Annotated in this window: 21 protein-coding genes; 10 read left to right on the top strand and 11 right to left on the bottom strand. The window is 61.8% G+C overall.

Annotated features, from left to right (window positions below):
• Positions 1-70: 70 nt before the first annotated feature.
• The gene (locus tag VFI82_17480; protein HET7186477.1) at positions 71-460 is read right to left on the bottom strand and encodes a RidA family protein; all 390 of its coding nucleotides are present in this window, start codon (positions 458-460) and stop codon (positions 71-73) included.
• A 136-nt stretch (positions 461-596) separates the two neighbouring features.
• Positions 597-1862 (bottom strand): BON domain-containing protein, encoded by a 1266-nt coding sequence (locus VFI82_17475; protein HET7186476.1) that lies wholly within the window; start codon positions 1860-1862, stop codon positions 597-599.
• A gap of 668 nt (positions 1863-2530) precedes the next feature.
• Here VFI82_17475 and VFI82_17470 point away from each other — a divergent pair.
• Positions 2531-3460: a cation diffusion facilitator family transporter gene (locus tag VFI82_17470; protein HET7186475.1), complete on the top strand. Its 930-nt coding sequence runs from the start codon at positions 2531-2533 to the stop codon at positions 3458-3460.
• 40 nt (positions 3461-3500) lie between these two features.
• Here VFI82_17470 and VFI82_17465 read toward each other — a convergent pair whose 3' ends face one another.
• On the bottom strand, positions 3501-3986 hold the full coding sequence (locus VFI82_17465; GenBank protein HET7186474.1) for an HIT domain-containing protein: 486 nt from the start codon (positions 3984-3986) through the stop codon (positions 3501-3503).
• A gap of 462 nt (positions 3987-4448) precedes the next feature.
• Here VFI82_17465 and VFI82_17460 point away from each other — a divergent pair, with 462 nt between their 5' ends.
• A complete protein-coding gene (locus VFI82_17460) occupies positions 4449-6338 on the top strand; it encodes a 30S ribosomal protein S1 (GenBank protein HET7186473.1) in 1890 nt (629 codons plus the stop codon).
• A 213-nt stretch (positions 6339-6551) separates the two neighbouring features.
• On the opposite strand, the gene VFI82_17455 is transcribed toward VFI82_17460, so the two are convergent.
• Positions 6552-6917: a hypothetical protein gene (locus tag VFI82_17455; protein HET7186472.1), complete on the bottom strand. Its 366-nt coding sequence runs from the start codon at positions 6915-6917 to the stop codon at positions 6552-6554.
• A gap of 154 nt (positions 6918-7071) precedes the next feature.
• On the opposite strand from VFI82_17455, the gene VFI82_17450 reads away from it, so the two are divergent.
• On the top strand, positions 7072-7584 hold the full coding sequence (locus tag VFI82_17450) for a DUF2393 family protein (GenBank protein HET7186471.1): 513 nt from the start codon (positions 7072-7074) through the stop codon (positions 7582-7584).
• 96 nt (positions 7585-7680) lie between these two features.
• On the top strand, positions 7681-8475 hold the full coding sequence (locus VFI82_17445; protein HET7186470.1) for a PhzF family phenazine biosynthesis protein: 795 nt from the start codon (positions 7681-7683) through the stop codon (positions 8473-8475).
• 32 nt (positions 8476-8507) lie between these two features.
• On the opposite strand, the gene trmFO is transcribed toward VFI82_17445, so the two are convergent.
• From trmFO to VFI82_17430, 3 genes are all read right to left on the bottom strand, one after another.
• A complete protein-coding gene (gene trmFO, locus VFI82_17440; protein ID HET7186469.1) occupies positions 8508-9905 on the bottom strand; it encodes a methylenetetrahydrofolate--tRNA-(uracil(54)-C(5))-methyltransferase (FADH(2)-oxidizing) TrmFO in 1398 nt (465 codons plus the stop codon).
• A 20-nt stretch (positions 9906-9925) separates the two neighbouring features.
• Positions 9926-10453, bottom strand: coding sequence for a GNAT family N-acetyltransferase (locus VFI82_17435; protein ID HET7186468.1), 528 nt, complete (start codon positions 10451-10453; stop codon positions 9926-9928).
• Between the two features lie 86 nt (positions 10454-10539).
• The gene (locus tag VFI82_17430; GenBank protein ID HET7186467.1) at positions 10540-11697 is read right to left on the bottom strand and encodes an RDD family protein; all 1158 of its coding nucleotides are present in this window, start codon (positions 11695-11697) and stop codon (positions 10540-10542) included.
• 79 nt (positions 11698-11776) lie between these two features.
• Here VFI82_17430 and lptD point away from each other — a divergent pair, with 79 nt between their 5' ends.
• A complete protein-coding gene (gene lptD / locus VFI82_17425; GenBank protein ID HET7186466.1) occupies positions 11777-14230 on the top strand; it encodes an LPS assembly protein LptD in 2454 nt (817 codons plus the stop codon).
• 86 nt (positions 14231-14316) lie between these two features.
• The gene (locus tag VFI82_17420) at positions 14317-14559 is read left to right on the top strand and encodes a hypothetical protein (GenBank protein ID HET7186465.1); all 243 of its coding nucleotides are present in this window, start codon (positions 14317-14319) and stop codon (positions 14557-14559) included.
• Positions 14560-14614: 55 nt separating this feature from the next.
• On the opposite strand, the gene VFI82_17415 is transcribed toward VFI82_17420, so the two are convergent.
• Entirely contained in the window at positions 14615-15091 is a 477-nt protein-coding gene (locus VFI82_17415; protein HET7186464.1) for a hypothetical protein, read from the bottom strand.
• Positions 15092-17164 carry an NAD-dependent DNA ligase LigA gene (gene ligA / locus VFI82_17410; GenBank protein ID HET7186463.1) on the bottom strand — a complete coding sequence of 691 codons (2073 nt, stop codon included), beginning with the start codon at positions 17162-17164 and terminating at the stop codon, positions 15092-15094. It lies immediately after the preceding gene.
• A 116-nt stretch (positions 17165-17280) separates the two neighbouring features.
• Here ligA and VFI82_17405 point away from each other — a divergent pair, with 116 nt between their 5' ends.
• From VFI82_17405 to mnmG, 3 genes are all read left to right on the top strand, one after another.
• Positions 17281-18255: a diacylglycerol kinase family protein gene (locus tag VFI82_17405; protein ID HET7186462.1), complete on the top strand. Its 975-nt coding sequence runs from the start codon at positions 17281-17283 to the stop codon at positions 18253-18255.
• Positions 18256-18266: 11 nt separating this feature from the next.
• Complete coding sequence (locus tag VFI82_17400) at positions 18267-18992, top strand: tetratricopeptide repeat protein (GenBank protein ID HET7186461.1); 726 nt, start codon at positions 18267-18269, stop codon at positions 18990-18992.
• Between the two features lie 70 nt (positions 18993-19062).
• Positions 19063-21243 (top strand): tRNA uridine-5-carboxymethylaminomethyl(34) synthesis enzyme MnmG, encoded by a 2181-nt coding sequence (mnmG, locus tag VFI82_17395; GenBank protein HET7186460.1) that lies wholly within the window; start codon positions 19063-19065, stop codon positions 21241-21243.
• Between the two features lie 36 nt (positions 21244-21279).
• Here mnmG and VFI82_17390 read toward each other — a convergent pair whose 3' ends face one another.
• Positions 21280-21771 carry a hypothetical protein gene (locus tag VFI82_17390; GenBank protein HET7186459.1) on the bottom strand — a complete coding sequence of 164 codons (492 nt, stop codon included), beginning with the start codon at positions 21769-21771 and terminating at the stop codon, positions 21280-21282.
• Positions 21772-21841: 70 nt separating this feature from the next.
• The gene (locus tag VFI82_17385) at positions 21842-24043 is read right to left on the bottom strand and encodes a hypothetical protein (GenBank protein ID HET7186458.1); all 2202 of its coding nucleotides are present in this window, start codon (positions 24041-24043) and stop codon (positions 21842-21844) included.
• A gap of 250 nt (positions 24044-24293) precedes the next feature.
• Between VFI82_17385 and VFI82_17380 the strand changes: the two genes are divergently transcribed.
• The coding region (locus VFI82_17380; protein HET7186457.1) for a hypothetical protein at positions 24294-24742 on the top strand (449 nt) is incomplete at its 3' end.

The raw sequence follows: 24742 nt of genomic DNA, 5'->3' as shown, positions 1-24742 counted from the left end.
GCGCGCACAAATAATCGCGGGCTTCGGCCCGCGATTTTGTTTTGCCTTGCGCCTCGTTATTAGCTACTCGTTAATCTTCGATGTACGCATCCGCCTCGATCTCCACCAGCATCTCGGGCGAGATCAGGCGTGACACCTCGACCATCGTAGCCGCCGGTCGGATGTCGCCGAACACCTCCCCGTGGGCGCGTCCCACCTTCTCCCAATCCTCCATGTTGACGACATACATGCGCGTGCGGACGACGTGCTTCATTTCCGCGCCGGCTTTCTTCAGCGCCGATTCGATATTGCGCAGTGTCTGCGCTGCCTGGGCGTAGGCATCGCCCACGCCAGCGATTCCGCCTCCGGGCTGAGTCGCCGTGGTTCCCGAAACGTGGACATAATTACCGATGCGCACCGCCCGCGAATATCCGACAATCGGCTCCCACGGGGTTCCGCTGGAAATGTTTTGTCGAGTCATGAGGAACAGACTCGGCAGAGGGGTGGTAGGGTTCGGAAACTGGAGGCTATGCCTTCCCCAGCGTTTGTGGCGAGCGTTGCCACAAGAAAAACAGGGCAGCCTTATCGGCCGCCCTGTCTCACTACGTTCGTACCAGTTACTGTTGCGGAGGTTTCGGTTTTTCGCCGGCGCTGGGCGGATTGCTGCTCGGCATGCTCATGTTGCCCATGCCGCTGCTGGCGCCACCGACGGTGATGTGGTCAACCACCTTACGGTTCCCAGCATAGGACTCGGCGATCCGCTTGGCGGTTTGCTTTTCCTTCCCGGTCGCAGCCGTTCCACTAAGTTCGATCGAGCTGGCACTAATGCTGACGTTGATGTTGTCGTTGGCCAGGGTCGGTTCATTCTTCAGAGCCGCCTGGATTTGTTGCTGCAGCTGATCATCGCTGGAGCCCGCGCTGGTCTGCGCGCCCATTGACGAGCTGCTGCTGGCGCTGGACTGCCCGGCGCTTCCGCTCTGGCTGGTCGCGCCCGCCTGCGAACCGATGGCCGCCTGGTCCGGCGTGTTCGCCGAACTCGAGGCGCTAGGCGGCAACGTCGTCGCCTGGCCGCTCACGCCGCCGGTGGTGGAAGTTCCCGCGCTGGAGCCCACCTGGGACTGCGCGCCGGTTGCGCTCTGGTCAGGAGGCGTCGTGCTGGAACTCGAGGTGGACGGAACCGTCGACGGCGAAGTGCTGGCCGCCGAGCTGGTCTGCCCCGGCTGCGCCGTCGCGCTGCTCTGCGAGCTCATGCTCGACTGATCGCTCGGAGGAGTCGAAGAGCTGGCGCTCGAGCTCGGCGGATTGCTGGTGCTGCTGGAGGGATTCGAAGTCCCAGCCGCTACCCCGCCCTGCCCGGTCTCGCTGGCCGCGGTGCCCGTGTTAGTCGTGGTAGTAGTGGTCGTCTGCGAAGAAATGCTCCCCTGGCCCGCAGTGCTGCCGGTGGTCGCTGAGGAACCCACGCTCGCCGAAGATGCGCTGGAGGCGATTGACAGGTGCTCCTTCACGCCCTTGACGCCCGGGACGGCTTTCGCCAGTTTCTTGGCTTCTTTCTTGTCATCCTTGTTCGGAACCGAGCCGTCGAGCGAGACGACGCCGTTCTTCACCGTGATCTGCACGTTTTGCAGGTTCGGGTTGGACGCCAGCTGCTCGTGGACTTGGCGGTGGAGGCTTTCGTCGTCCACGTTCGCCATCGAACTGTTCTTGCTCTGATCGGTGGTAGTGCTGGCCTGGCTGCTGGCGCTGGTCTGGTCAGCGGCTGTGCCCATTGCGCCATGCGGCTGGCCCGTCTGCCCCGACTGTCCGTATCCAGGCTGACTCTGAGCCATGGCCACGGCCGCGGACAGACCGAGCACAAAAAGGATTGTTAAAAGATGCTTCTTCATTCGTAGTTTCTCCCCGTTACAAAAAGTTTCGTTTTTCGGATCAGCTCTTCACGAGCGTTTTGCCCGCGGCGAGCACCTTGCGGCATGCGTTGACGGTACCCATGCTGGGTGCCCGCAACTCTCGAAGAGGCGCGACAGATCATGTTTGGCCAGAGCAGACCTGTGCTCTCTGTCTGGCAGCACGCGAAGCTCCAACGGAGCGTTGCTGAAGGTAGAGAAAAAGCATTTAAGTGGCTCCGCAGCAGCTATTTACAAGGCGGCGACAGAGCGCTCGTCCAAGTTCCTGCGGGCCGCTTCCCTTCGTGCCTTGATTGAGCATTGACGTACCCAAACTGGGCGCGGCATGACCTTGGCTTCGCTCGGATTTCAACAACACGTTCGTGGTCCTATGGCCGTGGGGTAGGATCGCAAAGCCAACAAAATGACCACACGGACGAGCGGCCAGCATTTTGCCCTCAGCGCGAGCGCAGCGAGCCCGGCATGCATCGCCAGCCCAACGCGTGAGCGTTGGGTAGGATTCGCAAAACCAAACCAGCCCGAGCGAACGCGAGGCCGACACCTCTTGGTGAGGCGACAGCCCGAACCTACCACAAAGCCCGGCATGCATCGCCAGCCCAATCCGTTCGGACCAGGTTGAACCGGACGCTGGTCGAATTTAGACTGCAATCATGCAGGCGCACATGCACGACCGGCGAAGAAACCCTTCGCAGGTGCTGAAGGTCTCGCTGGTGGTCACGATGGCCTACATCGTCCTGCTGGTGATTTCTGGCGTGCGCGCGCACAGCCTGGCGCTGCTTTCCGAAGCCGGGCACAACGTCTCCGACTTTTTGGCACTGCTGCTGTCGCTGGCCGCCGTGTACCTGGAACAACGTCCGCCGAGCGCCACCAAGACCTACGGCTACAGCCGCGCCGGAGTCCTCGCGGCCTTCATCAACGCCATGACCCTGGTGGCCATTGCGTTTTACATCTTCTACGAGGCGGGACGCCGGCTGGTGACGCCGGTCCCGGTTCATCCGGGGCTGATGATCGTGGTGGCGGCGGCCGGTGTGCTGCTCAACGGCGTTATCTCCATCCTGCTGTGGCGCAGCAGCAAGGACTTGAACATCCGCGGCGCATTCCTGCACATGCTCGGCGACACCCTTTCCACGGCGGCGGTCATCGCCGGCGGCTGGGCCATTCTGATCACCGGACAAAGCTGGATCGATCCCGCGCTTTCCTTTGGCATTGGCGCCATGGTTTTGTGGTCTTCGTTCGGCATCATTCGCGAAACCCTCAACATCCTGCTCGAAGGCGCGCCGCGCGGCATGGACTTGTCCCACGTGGGTCGCGAGATCGCCGCCGTGGCCGGGGTGAACGACGTGCACGATCTGCATGTCTGGAGCATCGGCAGCGAGTCGCACGCCTTGTCCTGCCACATCAGCATTGCCGATATTCCACCTTCCGCCAGCGAGGCCATCCTGCGCGAGGTGCAAGAGCGGCTACGCCAGAAGTTCCGCATTCATCACACTACCATCCAGTTCGAGCACGTGGTCTGCGACATCGCGCACGGCTGCGTCGTCATCCCCGCGCAAACCGAAGGACACGGGCACACGCATTAAAGGCGGGCGCAAAGGACCGCCGCGGGAACAGGGTGGGGATTCAGGGTTGCAAATCGAACTGCTGCTTCAGCCTCTCCCACGTGGTGCCGAGGTCCTCGGGCAGGATGCGGGTTTCACCCACCACGGAAACGAAGTTGCTGTCGGCAATCCAGCGCGGCAGCACGTGCATGTGGATGTGCCCGGCCACGCCGGCGCCGGCCGCAGCTCCGATGTTCATGCCCAGGTTGATGCCGTCAGGCCGGTACACGGCGCGCAGCGCTGTCTCCACACGCTGGGAGAGGAACATCATTTCGCCCGCCGCTGCCGCCGGAAGCTTTTGCAGTTGGTCCAGGTGCCCGTAGGGCACGATCATCACGTGCCCGCTGGTGTACGGGAATGCGTTGAGAATGATGAAGCAATGCTCGCCACGATGGACGATGAGCGCTTCCCGGTCGTCGCGCTTGACCACTTCACAGAAAACGCACCCCGGCGTTTTGCCGGCGCTGGTGATGTACGCGTACCGCCACGGAGTGAACAGGTAATCCATCTGAAAAGTAAAAAGTCAAAAGTCAGAAGTAAGAATTAAGACAAGCAGTTATACAGCATTCGCTACAGGTTGTCGGCTTAGGGCTTTCGGTTCGGGGTTACCCGGTTTTCCGCGTCGGGCCGGTCCACGGTTTCGCGGCAGCCGGGTTTCCATTCTGACTTCTTACTTCGTGCCCGCGGTCACAACCTGATGTGCGTGCCGACCTTGCTGGAAGGGTCGCTCACTGCAACAATTGGGTGGTGGGTTGCAGAATTTTTTTCTGCGGTTCCCGTGAATGTTGGGTTGGGCGTTTGACACCATTTTGAGCGGTTGTTATAGTCGGAAAGTCCTTCGGTGCATCAGCCGCGCTGGGGGATGAGACCGCTGGATTGTCCAAGCCCGAGAACGGGCAAATCACCCCGACGACCCACGCCAGCAGTCCGTAAGAAATCCGTGGTCCCCATACGCGCGCTGCAGTGTGCGATGGGTGGAAGATATATGGTTTTTGACGAACGCACAGCCCAGAGCGACACTTCTTCCTCGCAGCCGGCTGCGGATCAGCATTCGAACCATCCGCCTGCCGAGCCCACCGCGAACTCCCAGCCATCTTCGGTCACTCTGGCGGAAACTCCCGCTGTTCATCCCACCAGGACCCCCGGCGGTCCGAAGAATCGAAATGAAAAAGAAATGACCGACGATTTCGCAACCGCACTGGAAAATTTCACCGCCGAGCAGGCAGCTGAGCAGGCCGCCAATGAAGACCGCGTCATCAAGGGCACGGTCCTGAAAATCACTCCCACCCACGTCGTCGTCGACGTCGGCTTCAAGTCCGAGGGACTGGTGCCGATCGCCGAGGTGCAGGACCACGAAGGCAACGTGAAGGTTGAACCCGGTCAAGAGATCGACGTCATGATCGAGAAGGGCGAGACCGAGGAGGGCTATACCAAGCTCTCCCACCAGAAGGCCTCGCGCCTGCGCGCCTGGGACGACATCGAGAAGGCGTACAACGACAAGACCCCCATCAAGGGCGTGGTCGTGGAGCGCATCAAGGGCGGCCTGACGGTGGACATCGAGGGCGCGCGCGCCTTCCTGCCCGGCTCCCAGGTGGACCTGCGCCCGGTGCGAAACCTGGACGGCATGAAAGGCCAGGAGTTGCAGGTCCGGGTCATCAAGCTGAATAAGAAACGCGGCAACATCGTGGTCTCGCGCAAGCAGCTTCTCGAGGAAGACCTCAATGAGAAGCGCGGCCATACCCTGGAGCAATTGAGCGAAGGGGCAGTCCTGACCGGCACGGTGAAAAACCTGACCGACTACGGAGCCTTCGTCGATCTCGGCGGTATCGACGGCCTGCTGCACATCACCGACATGAGCTGGGGCCGGCTGACGCACCCCCGCGACCTGGTCAACGTCGGCGACCAGATCCAGGTGAAGGTCCTGAAGTTCGACAAGGAAAAGCAGCGCGTGTCGCTAGGCTTCAAGCAACTGACCCCCGATCCCTGGCTGGACGCGGCGCACCGCTATCCTATCGGCGCCCATGTCAAGGGGCGCGTCATCAGCATCACCGATTACGGAGCCTTCATCGAGCTGGAGCAGGGCATCGAAGGCCTGGTACACGTCAGCGAGATGACTTGGTCCAAGCGCATGAAGCATCCCGGGAAGATGCTGACCGTCGGCCAGGAAGTGGAAGCGGTGGCGCTCAACGTCAATCCCGCTGAACGACGGATTTCGCTCGGCCTCAAGCAGCTGGAATCGAATCCCTGGGAGACGCTGCACGAGAAGTACCCCGTCGGCTCGACCGTGGAAGGGCGGGTGCGGAACCTCACCGACTTCGGCGCCTTCATTGAGATCGAGGACGGCATCGACGGTCTGGTGCACGTCAGCAATTTGAGCTGGACCAAGCGCGTCAAGCATCCCTCGGAAGTGCTGAAGAAGGGTGACAAGGTGAAGGCCGCGGTGCTGGCCATCGAGCCCGAGAACCGACGCCTGTCCCTGGGCATCAAGCAGCTTCAGCCGGACGTGTGGGAGACATTCTTCAACGAGCATCGCATTGGCGATGTGGTGCACGGCAAGGTTCTGCGCGTGGCCACCTTCGGGTCGTTCGTCGAAATCGCCGACGGCGTCGAGGGCCTCTGCCACAATTCTGAAGCCGTGGACGAGCATGGAGCGCAGGCAAAGCTCGAGCCGGGACAGGAGTTCGACTTCAAGATCCTGAAAATGAACCCGGGTGAAAAGAAGGTCGGGCTCAGCTTGCGCGCGGTAGGCGAGGAGGCGACGCGTGCCGACGTGGAAGCTTACAAGCACCCGGCATCGAGCGCCACCACCACCCTGGAAGAGCTGATGTCATGGAAGCGCGCAGGAAACGATAACCAGTAGCGGGGAAGTTTCGTAATCAGAAGTTAGACTATATAGCCCGGCCGCCTTCGGCCGGGTTTGTGTTCAGCAGGAAATCTTCGGAACAAACGGATTCGGTGGTTTCGAATGCTCGGAGGGTGCCTAGATCTTGGGTTTCAGGCGAACCAAGATAACGCGAAACTTGAAACGTGAAACTCGAAACCGCTTGAAACTCCGCAACCTCCGAAACCTTCTTCAGATCGCTTCCACCGCCCACTTATAGGTGACGCGTCCCGTCTCTTCGCCTTGCTTCACCTTACCGTCGCGGACCAGTATCTCGAGAATGTTTTGCACTTTGGTTTCGGCGTAACGAGGCTTTCCGGCGGTCGTGATCTTGGTGACGATATCGTGAATGGACATGCCGCCGCCCGCGTTGCGCAGCGCCCAGATGACATCGCCTTTAACGTTCCCGGTCTGCTGTGCGGGCGCGTGCTTTTGCTGTTTTGGCGGGGTAGTGGGTTGACCGTAAGCCGGCCGCGGTGAAAACGGCGACTCGTAAGCTGGTTTTTGCCGCGAACCGCCCGGCTGGGGGCGTCCATACGCGTCTTTCGGTGGCCGCATCGAGGGAATCTCCGTTGTTCTTATTGTATGTCAGCGCGGTGGTGTGCGGCATGGATTCTGTGAGCACCACGTCCCGAAGACAACCACGCCTCCACTTATGGAATCGAAGCCGCGGTTGCTTTTCCAGCCGTGGGCAAGCGACAATCCTCGGCCTATGAGCACAGGCGGGGTGTTCTCGCAGCCACCCGTGGAGGAAGCAGGACGGCGATGGCTGCCGCTCGCGATCGGGGCGGTGGTGATCGTAGTCGCTCTGGCGGCGATCATGATTCTTGGCCGCCCCGTAAAGCAGCCGGGGCCGGCAACTCTCGATCCCTACTCCGAGTACCTGCGCGTGTCCGATTTGAAGCTCAGCACGGCGGCGAACTTCGTCGGCGTGAGCGTGACCTACCTGGACGGCAGGATCACTAACGTCGGCAGCAAAACCATGACCGGCGCAACCGTGGAATCGGTATTCCGCAATTCCCTGGGGCAGATTGTGCAACGCGAGACCCAGCCCTTGATGCTCTATCACACCGGCATCCAGGGTATTCCCGATGTCGCCCCGCTCAGCGCCGCGCCGCTCACACCTAACCAGACCCGCGATTTCCGGCTGATCTTCGAGCACATCTCCGCCGATTGGGACCAGGGATATCCGGAGCTGCGCTTCGTGAAGATCATCGCGCAGTAGTCTCTCACTTGAAATCTGAAAGTTGTAATTCGCTCCGGACTGTCCTGGAGCCTGATTCCTGACCCCTGGGCCCCTGACTCGTATACTTTGCTGTGCATGTCCATTTCCTATTACCACATCGATTCCTTCGCCAGCGAACTGTTCGCAGGCAATCCCGCCGGTGTGTGCATTCTTCCTGCATTCCCCGCCAAGGATGTCATGCAGAAAATCGCAGCCGAGAACCGTCACAGCGAGACGGCTTTTGTGGTTGCCCGCGCCGATGGCGATTTCGACCTGCGTTGGTTCACACCGGTTGTGGAAGATGACCTTTGCGGCCATGCAACCTTGGCTTCCGCGTATGCGCTTTCGTTGCGTGGACATGACACCTGGCCGGTTCGCTTCCACACCGTCGGTGGTCTGTTGACGGTCAACCACGATGGCGTGCGTTTTGAAATGGATTTCCCCTCCCGGCCGGCGTCACCGTGCAAAATCCCAACCGGTCTGCTCTCCGCCCTGGGGCTGGAAACAGCAGAGGTAATGCGCGACCCTCGCGACTATCTGGTTGTCGCCAATCGCGCCGACATAGTGCGAAACCTGAAACCGGATATAGCTGCGTTGGCCAAGGTTGATATGGGCATCGGTGGTGGAGCAATGGTTACGGCTTCCGGTGACCATGATGTCGATTATGTGTGCAGGTTTTTCGCTCCGTCCGAGGGGATCGACGAAGACCCTGCCACCGGCTCAATCCAGTGCACACTCGTCCCCTACTGGGCCGGACGCACGGGCAAACAAACATTTCGCGTGCGGCAACTCAGTTCCCGGGGCGCCCGAATGTGGTGCACGCTGGTTGGCGACCGCGTCAAGATCGCTGGTGAGGTGAAACTTTATCTGCAAGGAACCATCCACATCTAACTGGAAATCATTCCTGGCTCCCGGCTCCTGCCCTAGACCTTCAACCTTGTCGAGCGGGTAGGGCCGAAGCGGGCGGGAGACTCGGCGCGGTGCGGAAGGAAGCGGGTCTCGATGTCGCGCAGCCAGACTTCCAGTTCCGTGAGGGCGCACTCGCACTGCAGGCGATGGCGCAGGGCGCGGTCGCGAATCGGCTTGCCCTGCGTCGGCAGCGGCGGCAAAAGATCGAACGTGATGTTGGCGGGCTGGAAGTTGCGCGCGTCGCTCCCGGTAATGTAATGGACCAGCGAGCCGAACGCGGTGGAACGCGGTGCGGGCAAGGGATTCACGCCGCGCGCCAGCGCCGTCGCAAACAATCCGCTCAGCAGACCGGTGGCAATCGCTTCCACGTAACCTTCCACCCCTGAAATCTGTCCGGCAAAGAGCACTCCCGCGTGCGTCTTCATCTGCAGCGTGGGCGTGAGCTGCGCCGGCGCGTTGATATAGGTGTTGCGGTGGATCTGGCCGTAGCGCAGGAAGCGCGCATTTTCCAGCCCGGGAATGAGACGGAAAACGCGGTCCTGTTCGGGGAAGCGCAGGTGGTTCTGAAAACCGACGATGTTGTATGAGTCGGCGCGCAAGTTTTCCTGGCGCAACTGTACCACCGCGAATGGACGCTGCCCCGTGCGCGGGTCCACCAGCCCGACCGGCTTCATGGGACCGAAGCGCAAAGTATCCCGGCCGCGGCGCGCGATTTCCTCAACCGGCAGGCAGCTTTCAAAATAATTCAGGTGTTCCCAGTCGTGTCCTTCCACCGACTGCGCTTGGATGAGCGCGTCATAGAAGCGGTCGTACTCCTCGCGCGACATCGGGCAGTTGATGTAATCGGGAGAGCCCTTGCCGTAGCGGGCGGCCAGATACACGCGAGAGCGATCGATCGAGTCGGCATCGACAATGGGTGAGATGGAGTCGTAGAAGAACAGGTGATGGCTGCCGCTGAGGCGGGCGATTTCATTCGCCAGCGCGTCCGAGGTCAGCGGGCCGGTGGCAATGATTGTAAGCCCTCCCTCCTCGTCGATTCGGGTGACTTCGTCGCGCACCACCCGGATGTGCGGATGGTGGGAAATGGCGTCGGTGACCTGGGCGGCAAAGACGGCTCGGTCGACCGCGAGAGCGTGGCCGGCGGGTACGGCAGTGTCGCTGGCAATGTCCATCAGCAGCGAGGCCGCGCGCCGCATCTCCTCCTTGAGCAGCCAGGGCGCGGTGAATTCTGAGTTGGACTTCAGCGAATTGGAGCACACCAGTTCCGCGAAATCAGCGGTCTGGTGCGCCGGCGTGGAGCGCCGCGGACGCATTTCGTAAAGCTCCACGTGGATGCCGCGGCGGGCACACTGCCAGGCAGCTTCGCATCCAGCCAGACCGGCGCCGATGATTTTGACAGGTTGTTCGCTCATGCAGCCTCAACCGCGAAGGATCACCCGGTGATCTCTTGTCCTTTGTGGCCCTTCGTCTCCTTGGCGGTTGAGTCCTCTTTCGCCAGGCGATGCAGCGCCTCGCCTTCCACACGCATGATGAGCCACTCGGAGAGCCGCTTTGCCCCGAGCGCCTCGTAAAAATCGATGGACGGTTGGTTCCAGTCGAGCACCGCCCATTGGAACCGGCCGCAATTTTCGCTGACCGCCATTCTTGCCAGGCGCACCAGCAGTGCCTTGCCGATGCCCCGCCCGCGAAACTCGGGACGCACGAAGAGATCCTCGAGGTAGAGCCCCGGTCGTCCCTGCCAGGTGGAGTAGTTGTAGAAAAATAACGCGAAGCCGGCAGGACGATCGTCCCACTCGGCGATGAGCACGCGAAACTTGGGTTGCGGCCCCCATCCATCTCGCAGCAGGTCTTCGGGGCGAGCGACGGCTTGCTCGGGCGCGCGCTCGTATTCCGCCAGTTCGCGAATCAAGGCGAGGATCAGAGGAATGTCCTCGGCCGTGGCCGGTCGGATGGAGAGCATGACGGTATTATACGGAGACGCGCGCCCTACCGTTGGTTCAGTTGATCAACCTGATCAACCCAGGAATGCAGCAACCGGGCGGATGATTAGGACCCGGCTACCAGGTAGGTTCGCGTAATTCGATCGTGCCAGCACAGCGTGTCCTCATCGAGCAGCGCCCATATCACCCCCAGGCCCAGCGACAAGGTTGACAGCACCATGGCGATGGCGCGAACGCGGCGGGTACGGCGGCGCGGCCGCAGGCCATCGAAGGTGACCAGTTGCAGGCGCGCCGTCTGCATCCCCAACGTTACCCCGGCGTGCACCAGGAATAGATATTCGTACACCGCCCACAGCACGCCCGGCGGCGCCATGGCGAGCAGAAACCCGGTCTTGGAGTGCGGCATCGGCACACCCATCTTTGACGCTATGGAAAAGAACACTGCCGTGGCGATCAGAACGATCACCACGTCCACCATGGCGGCGAACACCCGCTGCCACATCGGGGCAACCTGCAGCGGAAGTTCAAACTCCACCGCCGGCTCCTCTTCTTCCGGCGCGACGCTGATGTCGGCAAGAGGCGAGGCGGCGTCCACTTCTTCCGGCGCCTCCAGGATTCGGGGACGATCGATCACCGGCTCAGCCAGTTCCTCGAATGACGGTGGCATCACCGGCAGCATCGCCTGGCGCGGAAACTCGATGAGGTTGGATTCCTCGGATGGGTCGGACGGCAGCGGCTCACCGGCTTTGGGCGTCGGATCGCTGCTGGCCGCCTGCTCGTGTTGCGGCGCGGCCGCGATCTCATCCGCTGTTTCCACTCGATCGTCGGCCGGCGGGCTGTCTGCCTCGTCTCCCTCGGAAGACAGGTGTCCCAACGTCATTTCGCGATTGACGGCCCGTTCGAAATCCAGCGGCAGCGACCGCTCGCGAACCGGACGCCGCCGCCGCGCCCGGTAGCTCTCCACCCGCGACGTTACTTCATTTCTCCACAATGTCCCTTCTTCCACGGCCAGGCTCGCCTCCGGTGCTGGTCCAACCAGGTTACGCAATGGCTCCGCATCTCGGTATCGCTCGGGCGCGCTTACCCCCGGCGCACGCTCGGCCGAGTCCTCCTCCAGGCTGGCCGAGAACCGCTCTTCGCTTACGTCATACTCTTCGGGATCGATGAGGCTGGAAGCCGCGCCGCCCTTGGAACACGTGCACGGATCGCCGCACAAGGGGCATGCCATTGCCGGGTTGGAGAACGCCGCGAGCAGCGGAGGCACAATCTTTTCTTCCCGCTGCTCGCGTGGTACCTTGCCTGTTCACCCGCGAGACCAACGGCAGATGACACTCCGCTTTCGAATGCTTACCACGGCAGTGTTGCTTTGTCATCTGTTGCTGCTTCCAAAGTTAGTATCAAGCCAGGCGCGGGGGGACGCTCGTGACCCGCAGCAGTCGCCGTCGAAACCTCATCTCGCCGGCCCCAACGAGCCCGGCGAAGAAATCACCATCCAGGCGTCGCAACAGGAAAAGGCCGGCGACGTTTATCGCTTGCGCGGCGATGTCGAGATCCGCTTCCGCCGCTTTCTCCTTCGCGGCGACGATCTGACCTACAACACCGTCTCCGGCGACATCACCGCCACCGGGCACGTGGTTTTCGACGGCGGCCCGCACGACGAGCACCTCGAGGCCGACCACGCCACCTACAATGTCCGCACCGACAGCGGCAAGTTTTACGATGTCCGCGGCACAATCGGCGCGCGCTTTCGCGGGCAACAAGTGGTCCTGACCTCCTCCAATCCGTTTTTCTTTACCGGGGCGCTGGTGGAAAAAGACGGTCCCAGCCACTTCGTCGTGCACCATGGGGTGGTGACTTCCTGCGAGATGCCGCATCCCAAGTGGACGTTCAACGCCGGGAAGATCATCGTCGATGTTGGCGACGAGGCGCGCATGTACCACAGCAATTTTCGCCTCGGCGGTATTCCCATCTTTTACTTTCCTTACGTGCAGCACCCGGTGGACCGCCTTGGCCGGCAGACCGGCTTTCTTATTCCCGCCATAGGGCAGTCCTCGCGCAAGGGCACGATCCTGGGCCAGGCTTTTTACTGGGCAATCAATCGCGAAATGGACGCGACCATCGGGGCGGAATATTTTTCCACGCGCGGATGGTCGCAACATGCCAATTTCCGCGCCCGGCCAACCGAGAATTCCTACTTCAACGTCACCTACTTTGGCGTGCTCGACCGCGGCACTGGTTTCCCTAAGGTGGACCAGGGAGGCGAAGAGGTCCGCTCCAACGGCGAAATCCAACTGCCCCGCGGGTTTCGAGCCGTGGTTGACATCGATTACCTCAGCTCCTTCGTCTTCCGCCTGGCTTTCTCCGAAAGTTTCACCCTGGCCGTGAATTCCGAAGTCCGCTCCAACGCGTTTCTCTCGAAGAGCTACAACGGCTACTTCTTCAATCTCGACGCTTCGCGTTACCAGAACTTCGAGAGCACGCAGCGTGGCGACCTGGTAACCATCCTGCACGCCCCCGCGCTCGACCTGGGAAGCGTGGATCGCCGGCTTGGCCCCTCGCCGTTCTACTGGTCTTACGACGCTGCCGTGCAGGGTGTTTCGCGGCGCGAACCGGAGTTCGTGACCGCCCCCCTGGTGGGACGCGTGGATTTCGAACCCAGGCTGGCCTTGCCGCTGCTCGTCTCGGGATGGAGCTTCCGGCCCGAGGTTGCTCTGCGCGATACCTATTACACGCAGCGGCTGGCTACCACCGCTATTCCGACCAGCGGGATCGGCACGCTCATTGACCGCGACATCAACCGCCGTGCGCTGGAAACCACGCTCGAAGTTCGGCCGCCGGCGCTGTCGCGGATTTTCCAGCGCCAGCTCAAAGGCTACACCCTGAAGCACACCATCGAGCCGCGCCTGGTGTACCGCTACGTCGCCGGCGTCGACAATTTTCCCGCCATTATCCGCTTCGACGCGCGCGACGTCCTCAGCAACACCAACGAGTTCGAGTACGGGATGATTCACCGTCTCTACGCCAAGGGCAGCAAGTCCACCGAGTGCACGAACGAGTTGGAGCAACAACCGGAGCAGGCGCCGCTGCAGGTGCCGCTTCCCGCCGCGCCGGAAGTGACCCCACGCCGTGCGCAGGCCGCAAGAACTGGTTGCCAGCCCGGTCCGCCGGTGGCACGCGAAGTGTTGAGCTGGGAAATCGCGCAGAAGTACTTCTTCGACCCGACCTTTGACGATGCCCTGGTCTCCGGCCGCCGCAACGTGTTCACCACCACCGCGGAATTCAGCGGCATCGCCTTCCTGACTGATCCCCGCCGGTTTTCCCCCATCATCTCCCGGGTTCGGGCCTATCCCGGACGCTCCAACGAGGTCGAATGGAAGCTCGATTACGACACCAAGAAGGGCTTCATCACGGCCAGCACTACGCTCGTGACTCACCGGTTCTCAAACTTCTTCGTTGCCGGCAGCCATGCTTACCTGAACGTGCCGGGCGAGGTTTTCGTCTCCGCCCCCGTTGCCGGGCCGACCAGGTTTAACCAGATTCGCTGGCTCGTCGGTTATGGCCATCCCAATAAGCGCGGCATCAACGCAGCCGCCAATGTCGGCTTCGATATCAACTCCGGCTTCCTGCAGTACTCGGCATTCCAGTCCAGCTACAACTGGGACTGCTGCGGGGTGAGTTTCGAATACCGGCGGTTCGCGCTGGGCTCCGTGCGCAATGAAAATCAGTTCCGCTTTTCTCTTTCGCTTACCAACGTAGGGACCTTTGGAACGCTCCGGCGGCAGGAGCGCCTCTTCTGAAAAAACGCTTGGACATTGTCCTTTAGGTCGTCACACGATGCAATTTTTGCACTGATATCGGTCGAAAAACAGGGTAGAATGGATCCATGGCAAGAGGTTGGGAGTCTAAGGCAGTAGAAGCTCAAATTGAAGAAAAAGAAAGAAACACAGTAGAACCGGTGAAGACCCGCACAGCCGATCAAGTCCAGCACATCATCGAAAAGAGAAATCTGGAATTGGCGCGCGCGAAAGTGACGCACGAACTGGCCTCGAGCCAGAACCCGCGCTACACGCAGATGCTGCAGCAGTCTCTTTCCGAGCTGGATAAGAAAATCGCGGCCCTGAACTAAGCCGCGCTGCTTCCCCCGCGCCCCGGTGCCGGCACATCGGGAGTCCTCTCTGTATTTACGCCAGCCTGCGCTCCAACAGGTCGGCGCCTTCCTCTCCCGTCCGATATCTCACCGTGACCCGCCCGCCGATCGGAAACTGATCGCGCACATCGCCGTTGAAGACCAGCAGGCGCGGACTAGCGCCGTCACGCAGGGTCACGATGCAGCGATTCGGACGTCCAATCTCCGACTCGTAATAAGCGACGTGCTCTACCACCCCGGATTCCTTGGTTTCCCCGCTCGCCATCACCACGTAGGCGCGGCCGGCCCCGACCGCCACCATGCCCGGTTCTTTCTTCTTGCCCAGAAGCGGCAGCGGCAGCCCCTTGTCCCGCAGTTCGAGCAGCACGTTAATGCCGAAAACCCCCGAAATCGTGAGCAGGATCAGGGACATGAAAAGATTGTCCACCGTCAGCTCCGGATTGACGTAAATCAGCCCCGCGATGCCGAGCAGCGGCAGCACCGCCAGAATCATGGAAAGCAACAGGAGCATCTACCCTACCCCCAAGAGTTCTACCAGTTCTTTCTCACTGATCACATTTACCCCGAGTTCGCGTGCTTTGTCCAGCTTGGAACCGGGTTCCGCGCCGGCGACAACGTAATCTGTCTTCTTGCTCACCGAGCCGGCCACCTTGCCCCCGGCGTCTTCGATCAGCTTTTTGGCGTCCTCACGCGTGTATTTTGGCAGCGTGCCGGTAAGGACGAACGTCTTGCCCGCAAGCCGGGTGCCGCGTTCTTTCTTCTTGCCCTTGAACTGCAGGCCGGCAGCGCGGAGGCGCTCCACGAGTTCACGATTCTTCGGCTCCACGAAGAATTCGCGGATGCTGGCGGCAATCCGCGGCCCGACCTCCTCCACTTCTTCCAGTTTCTCCAGCGCCGCGGCTTCGTCGGGCAAAGTGGCCGCCTCGATAAGATCGTCGAGCGAGCCGAAATGTTGCGTCAGGAATTCGGCCGTTCGCTCGCCGACAAAGCGAATGCCCAGGCCGTAGATCACGCGCTCCAGCGGCAGTTTGCGGGAGCGGTCAATCTCCTCGAGCACATTCTGCGCCGACTTGTCTCCCATGCGCTCCAGGCTGAGCAGCTTGTCCTTGTTGAGCGCATAGATGTCGGCCACGCTGCGCACCAGGCCGCGATCCACCAACTGGTTCACCATCACGTCGCCCATGCCTTCGATGTTCATCACCCCGCGCGAGGCGAAATGCAGAACGCTCTCGCGCAGCTTGGCCGGACAGTTGGCGTTCACACAGCGATGGTCGGCCTCGCCCTCGACCCTTACCACGTGGCCGCCGCACTCCGGGCAGCGCTTCGGCATGCGGAATTTCTGCTCCGTCTTGCCGTGCTCGATGACCTTCACGATCTTGGGAATCACGTCCCCGCCGCGTTCCACCTGCACCGTGTCACCCACGTGCACGCCGAGGCGCTCGATCTCGTCCATGTTGTGCAGCGTCGCGCGGCTGACGGTGGTGCCCCCGATCGGGACCGGCTGCAGCCACGCTACCGGTGTCAGCTTGCCGGTGCGCCCTACCTGCACCTTGATGTCCTCAATTTTGGTCACGCCCGCGCGCGCCGCATACTTGTACGCAATCGCCCAGCGCGGCGCCTTGCCCGTGAATCCCAGCTCATTCCACAGTGCCAGGCGGTTCACCTTCACCACGATGCCGTCGATTTCGTAGCCCAGCGATTCCCGCTTCTCCTCCCACTCGCGAATGAAGTTCCAAACCTCGTCGAACGTCTTCGCCAGCCGCCGCTTCGGATTGACCTTGAAGCCCGCCGCCTGCAGCGCCTCCAGGTCTTCCCAGTGTTCTTTGCCGTAGACACGCCCGCCTGCCAGCAGGAAATACGCGTAGAAATCGAGACGCCGCAGCGCGGTGATATTCGGATCGAGCACGCGCACCGCGCCCGCGCCCGCATTGCGCGGGTTGGCGAACTTGGGCAATCCCTGGCGTTCCCGGTCTTCGTTCATACGCTCAAAGGCCTTGCGCGGCATGATTACCTCGCCGCGGACTTCGAACGTCGCCGGCAGCTTGTGTTTTGCAGCCCGGCCGAGTTCGGTTGCAGCCCGGCCGCCCTCGGCCGGGTTCACCACCAGCGGCACCGAGCGGATGGTGCGGACATTCTCCGTGACGTCTTCGCCGGTCGTACCGTCGCCGCGGGTGACGCCGCGGACAAAGCGGCCGCTCTCGTAGTGCAGCGCCATGCTCAGCCCGTCCATCTTCAGCTCGCAGACATACTCGATGTCCTTTGCGCCGCTGAGCTCGTGGACGCGGCGGTCCCAGTCGCGCAATTCCTGCTCGTTATAGGCATTGTCGAGCGACAACATGGGCGAGGAGTGCCGCACTTTGACAAATCCCTCGCGCGGTTTGCCGCCCACGCGCTGCGTCGGCGAATCCGGCGTGATCAGATCCGGGTGCTCCGCCTCCAGCTTCTTCAGCTCGTTCACCAGGCGGTCGAACTCGGCGTCGCTGACCTCGGGATCGTCGAGCACGTAGTAGCGGTGCTCGTGGTAGCGGATTTTGTCGCGCAAAGCGTCGATTTTGTGCTGCACCGTCTTGGCGGCAGTGCCCATAAATGAATTATAAAGACCGGCGCCCTCATCACTGCCGGCGACCATTGCGAATGCACGGATTCGGCCCGGTTTGCGTTGCCCTTTCGTTACACTGAATGCCGGTCGCTGCTGTTCTTATGAGACGCGCGCTGCTGCTTTACAACCCGGAATCAGGCCGTCGCCGCGACCGGCGCCTCGCCGACGTGCAGGCGGCCGCCGCGGCGCTGCAATCGTCGGGAATTGAAGTCGTCATTGAACCCACCAGCGGGCCCGGCAGCGCTGCCGGCCAGGTGCGTGAGGTCATGGCTCGCGGATGCGATTCCGTAATCGTCTGCGGCGGCGACGGCAGCGTGCATGAGGTTCTGCCGGCGGTAGTCGGCACACCCGTTGCGCTGGGTGTAGTTCCGCTCGGCACCGGCAACGGCCTGGCACACGACCTGCGGCTTCCCCCGAATCCGGCGCGTGCGGCGCGGCTGCTTGCCACGGCCGATATCTGCCCCATTCCCCTGGCGCGGGTTGAGTACGCGCGCCCGGACGGCGGCCGCGAACAACGTTACTTCATCGCTGCCGCTGGCGCCGGCGCCGATGCCCAGATGGTTTATCGCCTGGGGCTCGCCTTCAAGCGGCGTTGGGGCATGGCCGCCTACTACGCCGAATCCACTCGACAATGGCTCCGCCACTCCTTCCCCCTGTTCACCGCCGAGTTCCGCTACCGTGACGCGCCGTGGCGGCGCGAGCAGGTCTCGGAGGTGCTGGCCGTGCGCATCACTCACTTCGGCGGCCTCCTCGACCAGCTCGCTCCGGGCGCCGAGCTCACTCGTCCCGACTTCCAGCTCGTGCTGTTCAAGACCCGCAGCCGTTTCTCTTTCCTGCGCTACATGATGGGCGTGTGGACCCGCCGGCCTTACGCTTCCAGCTACATCGAGAATCTGCGGGCAACGGAATGCCGCTGTCTCCCACTCGAAACTGGAAATCGGGAACCGGAAACTCATATCTACGCCGAAGCCGACGGCGAGTTGCTGAGCACGCTTCCCGTCTCGTTCTACATGTCGAATGAAACCGTGAACCTGCTGGTACCGCGCACAGCGCCGCGGAAATCTGCTGTGCTATAGTCGCGCCCTTCATGTGGAGAATCTACGCGCTCGGGCCGCTTCTGCTGACGGTTTTTGCTCTGGTCCATTTCTTCAAGCGCGGCAGTGGAAACTATTTTTGGCTCTTCCTCATCATTTTTCTCGGGCCGGTCGGCTCCATCGTTTACATCATCGTGGAAGTCCTGCCGGAGCTGCGCTCCGGCGGCGTTTCTTCCTCCTGGATGGCGAAACGCAAGCGCCTGCGTGAACTCGAGGCGGCGGTGCTGGATAATCCTTCCGCCGGCAACTACGAGGAACTCGCCGACCTCTACCTTCAGGAACAAAACTATGCGCGGGCACGCGATGGCTTCGACCGCGCCATCTCGCCGCGCACCGACCATCCCGATCCCTACTACGGCCGCGCCCTCTGCTCGCTGGCGCTCGGCGACACCTCCAAGGCCATCGCCGATCTCGAACAGACCATTGCCATGAATCGCAAGCACGATTACGGCCGCGCCTTGGGCTTGCTGGCATTCGCCTACGCCCAGACAGGACAGCCCGACACGGCGGAGAAGCTCTTCCGCGAAGCGCTGACCACTTCCACACTTTCGGAAACACAATTTCGCTTTGCCGAATTCCTGGCCGCGCAGGGCAAACGCGATGAGGCCCGCGAGTGGGCGCAACGCGTCGTCAACAAGCGTGCCACCCTTTCCGGCCCCCTGCGCCGCCGCGAGATTCCCTGGATCAACAAGGCTGAGGTGTTGCTCAAGCAACTGTGAGTATCGACGCATCCTGACGTATTCGACCAGCCGATAGCCGAATGCAAGCAGACCCATTTACAATCTTCACGTGGGGTTTAGCGAACAATACGATGTCGTAGTCGTAGGCGCGGGCCATGCCGGATGCGAGGCCGCGATGGCCGCCGCGCGCATGGGCCTGAAGACCGCCCTGTTCACGCTGAATCTTGATCTGATTGCGCAGATGTCCTGCAACCCCGCGGTGGGCGGCATCGCCAAGGGTCACCTGGTGCGTGAAGTCGACGCCCTCGGCGGCATCATGGGCGAGGTCACCGACGCGGTCGGCATACAGTTCCGTCTCCTGAACACCTCGCGCGGGCCGGCGGTGTGGTCGCCGCGCGCTCAATGCGACAAGCAGCAGTACCGCCTCAAGATGCGCCAGGTGCTCGAGTCGCAACCCAGTTTGAAGATCAAGCAGGCGGAAGTGACGGACTTGATCATCGAAGAGCCGTTGCTCGCTGGTCGTTCGTCGTTCGCAGCGCAGGCCAACGACCAACGACCAATGACCAGCGACAGGCGCTTCTGCCGCGGCATTGTTTTGCGCGATGGACGACGCATCGGCGCCGATGCCGTCGTCATCACTACCGGGACCTTTCTCAATGGCCTGATCCATTGCGGGGAGCAGCAGATTCCCGCCGGACGCAGCGGCGAGGCGGCATCGGTCCTGCTGGGAGAAAACATCAAGCGGCTCGGTCTGCGCGGCTGCCGCCTCAAGACGGGAACGCCGCCGCGCCTCGATGGCCGCACTATTGACTGGTCGCGCTTCCAGGTGCAGCCCGGCGATGCCGACCCCACACCCTTCAGCTTCCGCACCCGCCGCGTTGCCCACGCCGGCCGCCAGGTGCCCTGCTACATCGCGTTCACCACCGCGGAGACCCACCGCGTGATCCGCGAGAACGTCCATCGCTCGCCCATGTACAGCGGGCAGATCAAGTCGATCGGGCCGCGATATTGTCCCTCGATCGAGGACAAGATCGTCAAGTTTCCCGACAAGACAACGCACCAGCTGTTTCTCGAGCCCGAGGGTCTGAACACCTGCGAGATCTACGTCAACGGCATGTCCACCTCGCTGCCGTATGAAGTTCAGGCGGCGATTCTGAAGACCATTCCCGGCCTCGAGCAGGCGGACATGCTGCGCCCCGGTTACGCCATCGAGTACGACGCCATCGATCCTACGGAACTGGAGCGCACGCTCGAGACCAAGCAGATTGCGCGCCTGTACCTGGCCGGGCAGATCAACGGCACCAGCGGCTACGAAGAAGCGGCCTGCCAGGGAATCATGGCCGGAATCAATGCCGCGCTGGCCGTAAAAGAGGAGCCGCCGCTGGTGCTCGACCGCACCGAGGCGTACACGGCCATCCTCATCGACGATCTGGTGAGCAAGGGCACCAACGAGCCGTACCGCATGTTCACCTCGCGCGCCGAATTTCGCCTGCACCTCCGCATCGACAACGCCGACCGGCGTCTGACGCCATACGGCCGCCGCGTGGGTCTGATCTCCGACCATGCCTGGGCGGAATACCTGGCCAAGCAGCAGCGCATGCAGGCCCTCAAAGAGGTGCTGGAGAAGACCAAGGTCAGTGACGGGATGCTGGAGAAGATATCCCAGGTCCGAAGTCAACCTGCGACAGCCGGCGCGTGTCATCCCGAGCCCGGGCCAATGCCCGAGCCGAGGAACCTGGCGCTGCCCGACCTGAAAGCGAATCTCGGCGCGCCTTTGGCGCAGCTTCTCAAGCGGCCCGAAATCGCCATCGACGTACTCGTCGATGTGCTGCGCGATCTCTTGCCCGACTTCTTCGCCCGCGCTTCCGAGCCTCAATCCTCAACGAGCGATGCGCGCCAGGAGGACGAGAGTCTGCTGGTGAAGCAGATTCCGGCGTTCTGCGCGCGCGCGGTAGCGCCGGGTCCCAACGCGCTTCCGGTGGCGATTCACAACGAGCTGAAGTCGGTGGAGACCGAGATCAAATACGCGGGTTACCTGGGCCAGCAGCAGAAGGCAATCGAGCGGTTGAAGAAGGCGGAGCAACGCAACATTCCCGACTGGTTCAATTATTCCGCGGTCAGCGGGCTGTCGCGGGAGATGCAGGAGAAGCTGCAGCGAGTGCGCCCGCGGACCATCGGGCAGGCCAGCCGCATTCCAGGGGTGACGCCGGCGGCGGTATCGCTGATCAACGTGTATATCGAAATCCAGGCGCGCCGCGCGCAGCAGGCAGCGTCGCTTTCTTCCGATTGATTTTTTCAATTTCGAGCGTCAACAACTCACAAAATCCTAGCGTCCCGCGCCTCGCGCCATCGAGTGGTATTCAACATCCGCATTGGGAGAGACGAGCACCCACAGGGTGTAGATACCGAGCGCGGTTCCAAATGGAATGTTGAACAGCGAAATCACGCCCAGGACGATGGTCAACACGCGCGCCCAGGTTTCGCGCTGCATCAGCCCCCAGCCGGCGGCAATGCCGACGCCCGCCTTGCAGAGCAGGAGAATGCCGATTACGGACAGCATGGGGCCAACGAATACCGGCGGAGCGCCTCGCATATGCGGCAGGCCAAAAGGGCCGAAGATGGTGTGCGAGACGATCATCAGGACAACGCCGGCAATGAGCGAAATCGCCGAATACGCAATCCACAAAATTCCCAGCAGGTGGGTATGCCGGGCCACGCGCCCGCTGCCCGCTACCACCGGGCCAATCACCTGCTTGCCGCAGCGGACGCAATAACCTTGTCCGGCCTGCAAAGCGGCTCCACATGAATCACAGAACATCGCCTACCCCTCCCCTAGGACACTCCAAGATACGCGCGAGGGGTGCCGCAGGTTCCGATTTTCGCGGCCGTCATTTCGGGACTGCGCTATTGACCTCTTTCAGCGCGCGCTCGGTGGCGGCCAGCAGCGATTCCGGCCCGACCGGTTTCCCGGTGGCGTGCATCATCCACAGGTCGGGCGCGACGCTGCCGAAGCTCGCCATGCGCTCGAACTCCGGCCCGATTTTGCCCGCTTTCTTCATCTGCTCCTCGATCTGGAATGCGATCAGGTGCCCGATGGGATAGTCGGGCAGGTAGAGGAAATAATCGATCATGTGTGAGTACACGCCGAGCAGCACCACGTCGCGCTTCTTGAAGACCGGGGCGTAGTACTGGTTCCAAGTCTGCTTGGCGATCTGAATGACGGCCTCGCGCAGTTCCGCCGGGGTGGCGTTGGGGTGGTCGTACATCCAGTGCCATGCCGCCATGTCTACCAGCGCCACGCCGGCAATCTCGTAGGTTCCCCAGAAATCGTTCAGCGTGCGCATGGCCTCGTCGGCGGGGCTGGGAGAATGCAGGCCCAGCAATTCCAGGTCGCGCGCCTGGAAGACGAACGCCAGGGCCTCGGTGAACGCGGTGTTGGGCACACCCGAGAGCAGCCAGTGGTCAACGTCTTTCATGGAGAAAGTCTGCTCCACGTTGTGTCCCATCTCGTGCACCGCGATGTTGAAGCCCTTGTAGTTCATGCCGGACTTTTCAATGCGAGTGCGCAGGTGGACCTTGGCATCGCGCATGCCGGTGCCGAGAGCGTGGCCGGAGCCGCGCGCCGGATCGACGATGATATTTTCGGCGACGTAGCGCGCGCGCTCGGGCGCGAATCCGAGTTTCACCAGCAGGTTGGGGATATCGCTGCGATAGGCCTCGGCGGTCGGGTAGCGCTGGCGCACGATGTCGTCAAGCTGCGCCTCGCTGTATTGCGATTTCGGACGGAAGCCGGAATACCAGATGTCGAAAGGCTCCAGCGGACGCGCCAGACGCTTCTCGATGAGCGCGGCAATTTGCGGCACCAGCGGCGAGGTGATCACATCCACCAGCATCTTGCGCACGCGCTCTTCCGGAATCTCACGGTTCTCGTCGAAGCGGCGGGCGATGTGCGTGGGCGCCGTGGGCGAGTAGGGATCCATTTTGCACGCCGCAAAGTAGGTCTTCTGCAGGATGGCGTAGCGCGTGTCGGGCTCGCGCACATTCAGATCTTTCGGGAGCGTCGCGGCTTTCGCCGCCGAGGGAACGAAGTCGCTGTCCTTCTCCGCCGCCGGCTTCACCTGGTTGGTCCACGGATTCCAGTCCAACTGCGGATTATTGATCGCGGCCTGTGGAATGGTTTGCATGACGATCCGCTCCATCACCTGCTGCACGGTGCGCTGGCGGGCCAGCCCGTTCTGCGGAACGTCGTAGTCAGCCTTGATCTCGTCGCGCAAATTCCAGTGCGAGAGCAGGCGCATGTTCTTGGGAAACAGGCGAAGCTGAGATTTATCGGCCGTCGATTCTCCGACCACGTGGTACATCCAGATGTTGTACTCGGAGATGTAATGGTCACCCTCGGCCTGGGCCTGGGCGATCGCCTGGTTGACCTCGGCGGGCACGCGCTTGGAGAACCGCTGCGCCAGGCGCGCCTCGGCCCACTGGCGCCGTGTCCAGTGCCGGCCTTCATTGAGGCGCTGCTCCAGGGTGGTGAGCGGGAAATTCAGAAGCACGACGAAGGCCAGCTTGTTTCGGAACATGTCGTCGATGACGTGGGCGCCGGGATCGAAGCCGGCAAAGGTTTCGTCGAGCGGCAGCATGGGGCCGAGATCGAGATCGGCCTGGGTGCGGAACTCGCGGCCGATCTCGTACAGGTGCCCTTCCGCGCGCTCGAGCAACTTCTCGAAGCGGGAGAAGACAGTGTCGAGGGCCGCCTGGTCGCCGGCAAAATTGGCGAGGACGAAGGATTCCAACGCCGCCTGCTCGCCATCCTCGGAACGCCAGAACTCCGCCACTTGCGTCAGCCCGCGGCGAATGCGTTCTCCCTGGCCTTCGCCGTACTTGGCGACGAGTTCAGTTTCCAGCTTGTGCTGCGCGGCGGTTATCCAAGCCGGCGCGATCCCCGCCGAAGGCGGCCCGGCTACAACCGTGGTCATAGGCTTCTCCTGCGCGGCCAGCATGCCCAAGCCGCAGAACAATCCAACTAAGATGCCGCGCGCGAGCATGTCTCCCTCCGAGCGAAGCGCAAAGCGGCCCAGTATACGGCTGAGCACAAAGCCTGCTCGCGGGGCTTGGAGCCAAAGCCGAGAACTGGCGGCCGGAAACGGGGCGGGCCGGCAAGTGGTCGGACCAGCAGGTACCCCCCTCCCCCTCCCCCCTCCTCGAGGCAATAATATACTTGTCGAATCATTTGGCAAGTGTAAAGATTGCCCCAGACAGAGAGGTGGGTAAGTGATTAGCTTACCGCTCTCTGTCGAGTTGGCGCGCTCATTGTTTTGTGGGCTGCAGCATAAGGAATCTCGCGTGGCCGTTGTCTTAGCAGCATCGGACGAAACTTACCAAGACGTATTTGTAAACGCTGGCCTAATTGCACCGCTCAAGTATTGGGACACTATCTTTGCAAGGGATTGGGATCGCCGTGTACTGCAGGGGAATCCGACTCTGGAATACCTCCACATGACCGACATACGCAGTCCAAAATGGCGCGCAAGGGTCGGCATCTCGGACGACGATGCCGATGCTCGTGTGGAAAGAGCTGTCCAACTACTTTGCCAGCGCCGCGATCCTTGTTGGGTGGGGTTTGAGTTTAGCCGTGCCCGTTTCAACTCAGCGCTGAAGCAACCTATGCAAATTCCGACTGGCGCGAGGAAGCAATTCGTTGCTGAGTATTTCGGCTTTGTGGGATATGTGCTCATTGTATTGCAGCATGTCCGAGCACTATATCCATCGACCAAAAAGGTTGACTTTCTAGT

It is taken from the genome of Terriglobales bacterium (assembly GCA_035691485.1).
Taxonomy (GTDB): domain Bacteria; phylum Acidobacteriota; class Terriglobia; order Terriglobales; family Acidobacteriaceae; genus JAIQGF01.
This window is presented reverse-complemented; position numbering and strand designations above follow the sequence as displayed.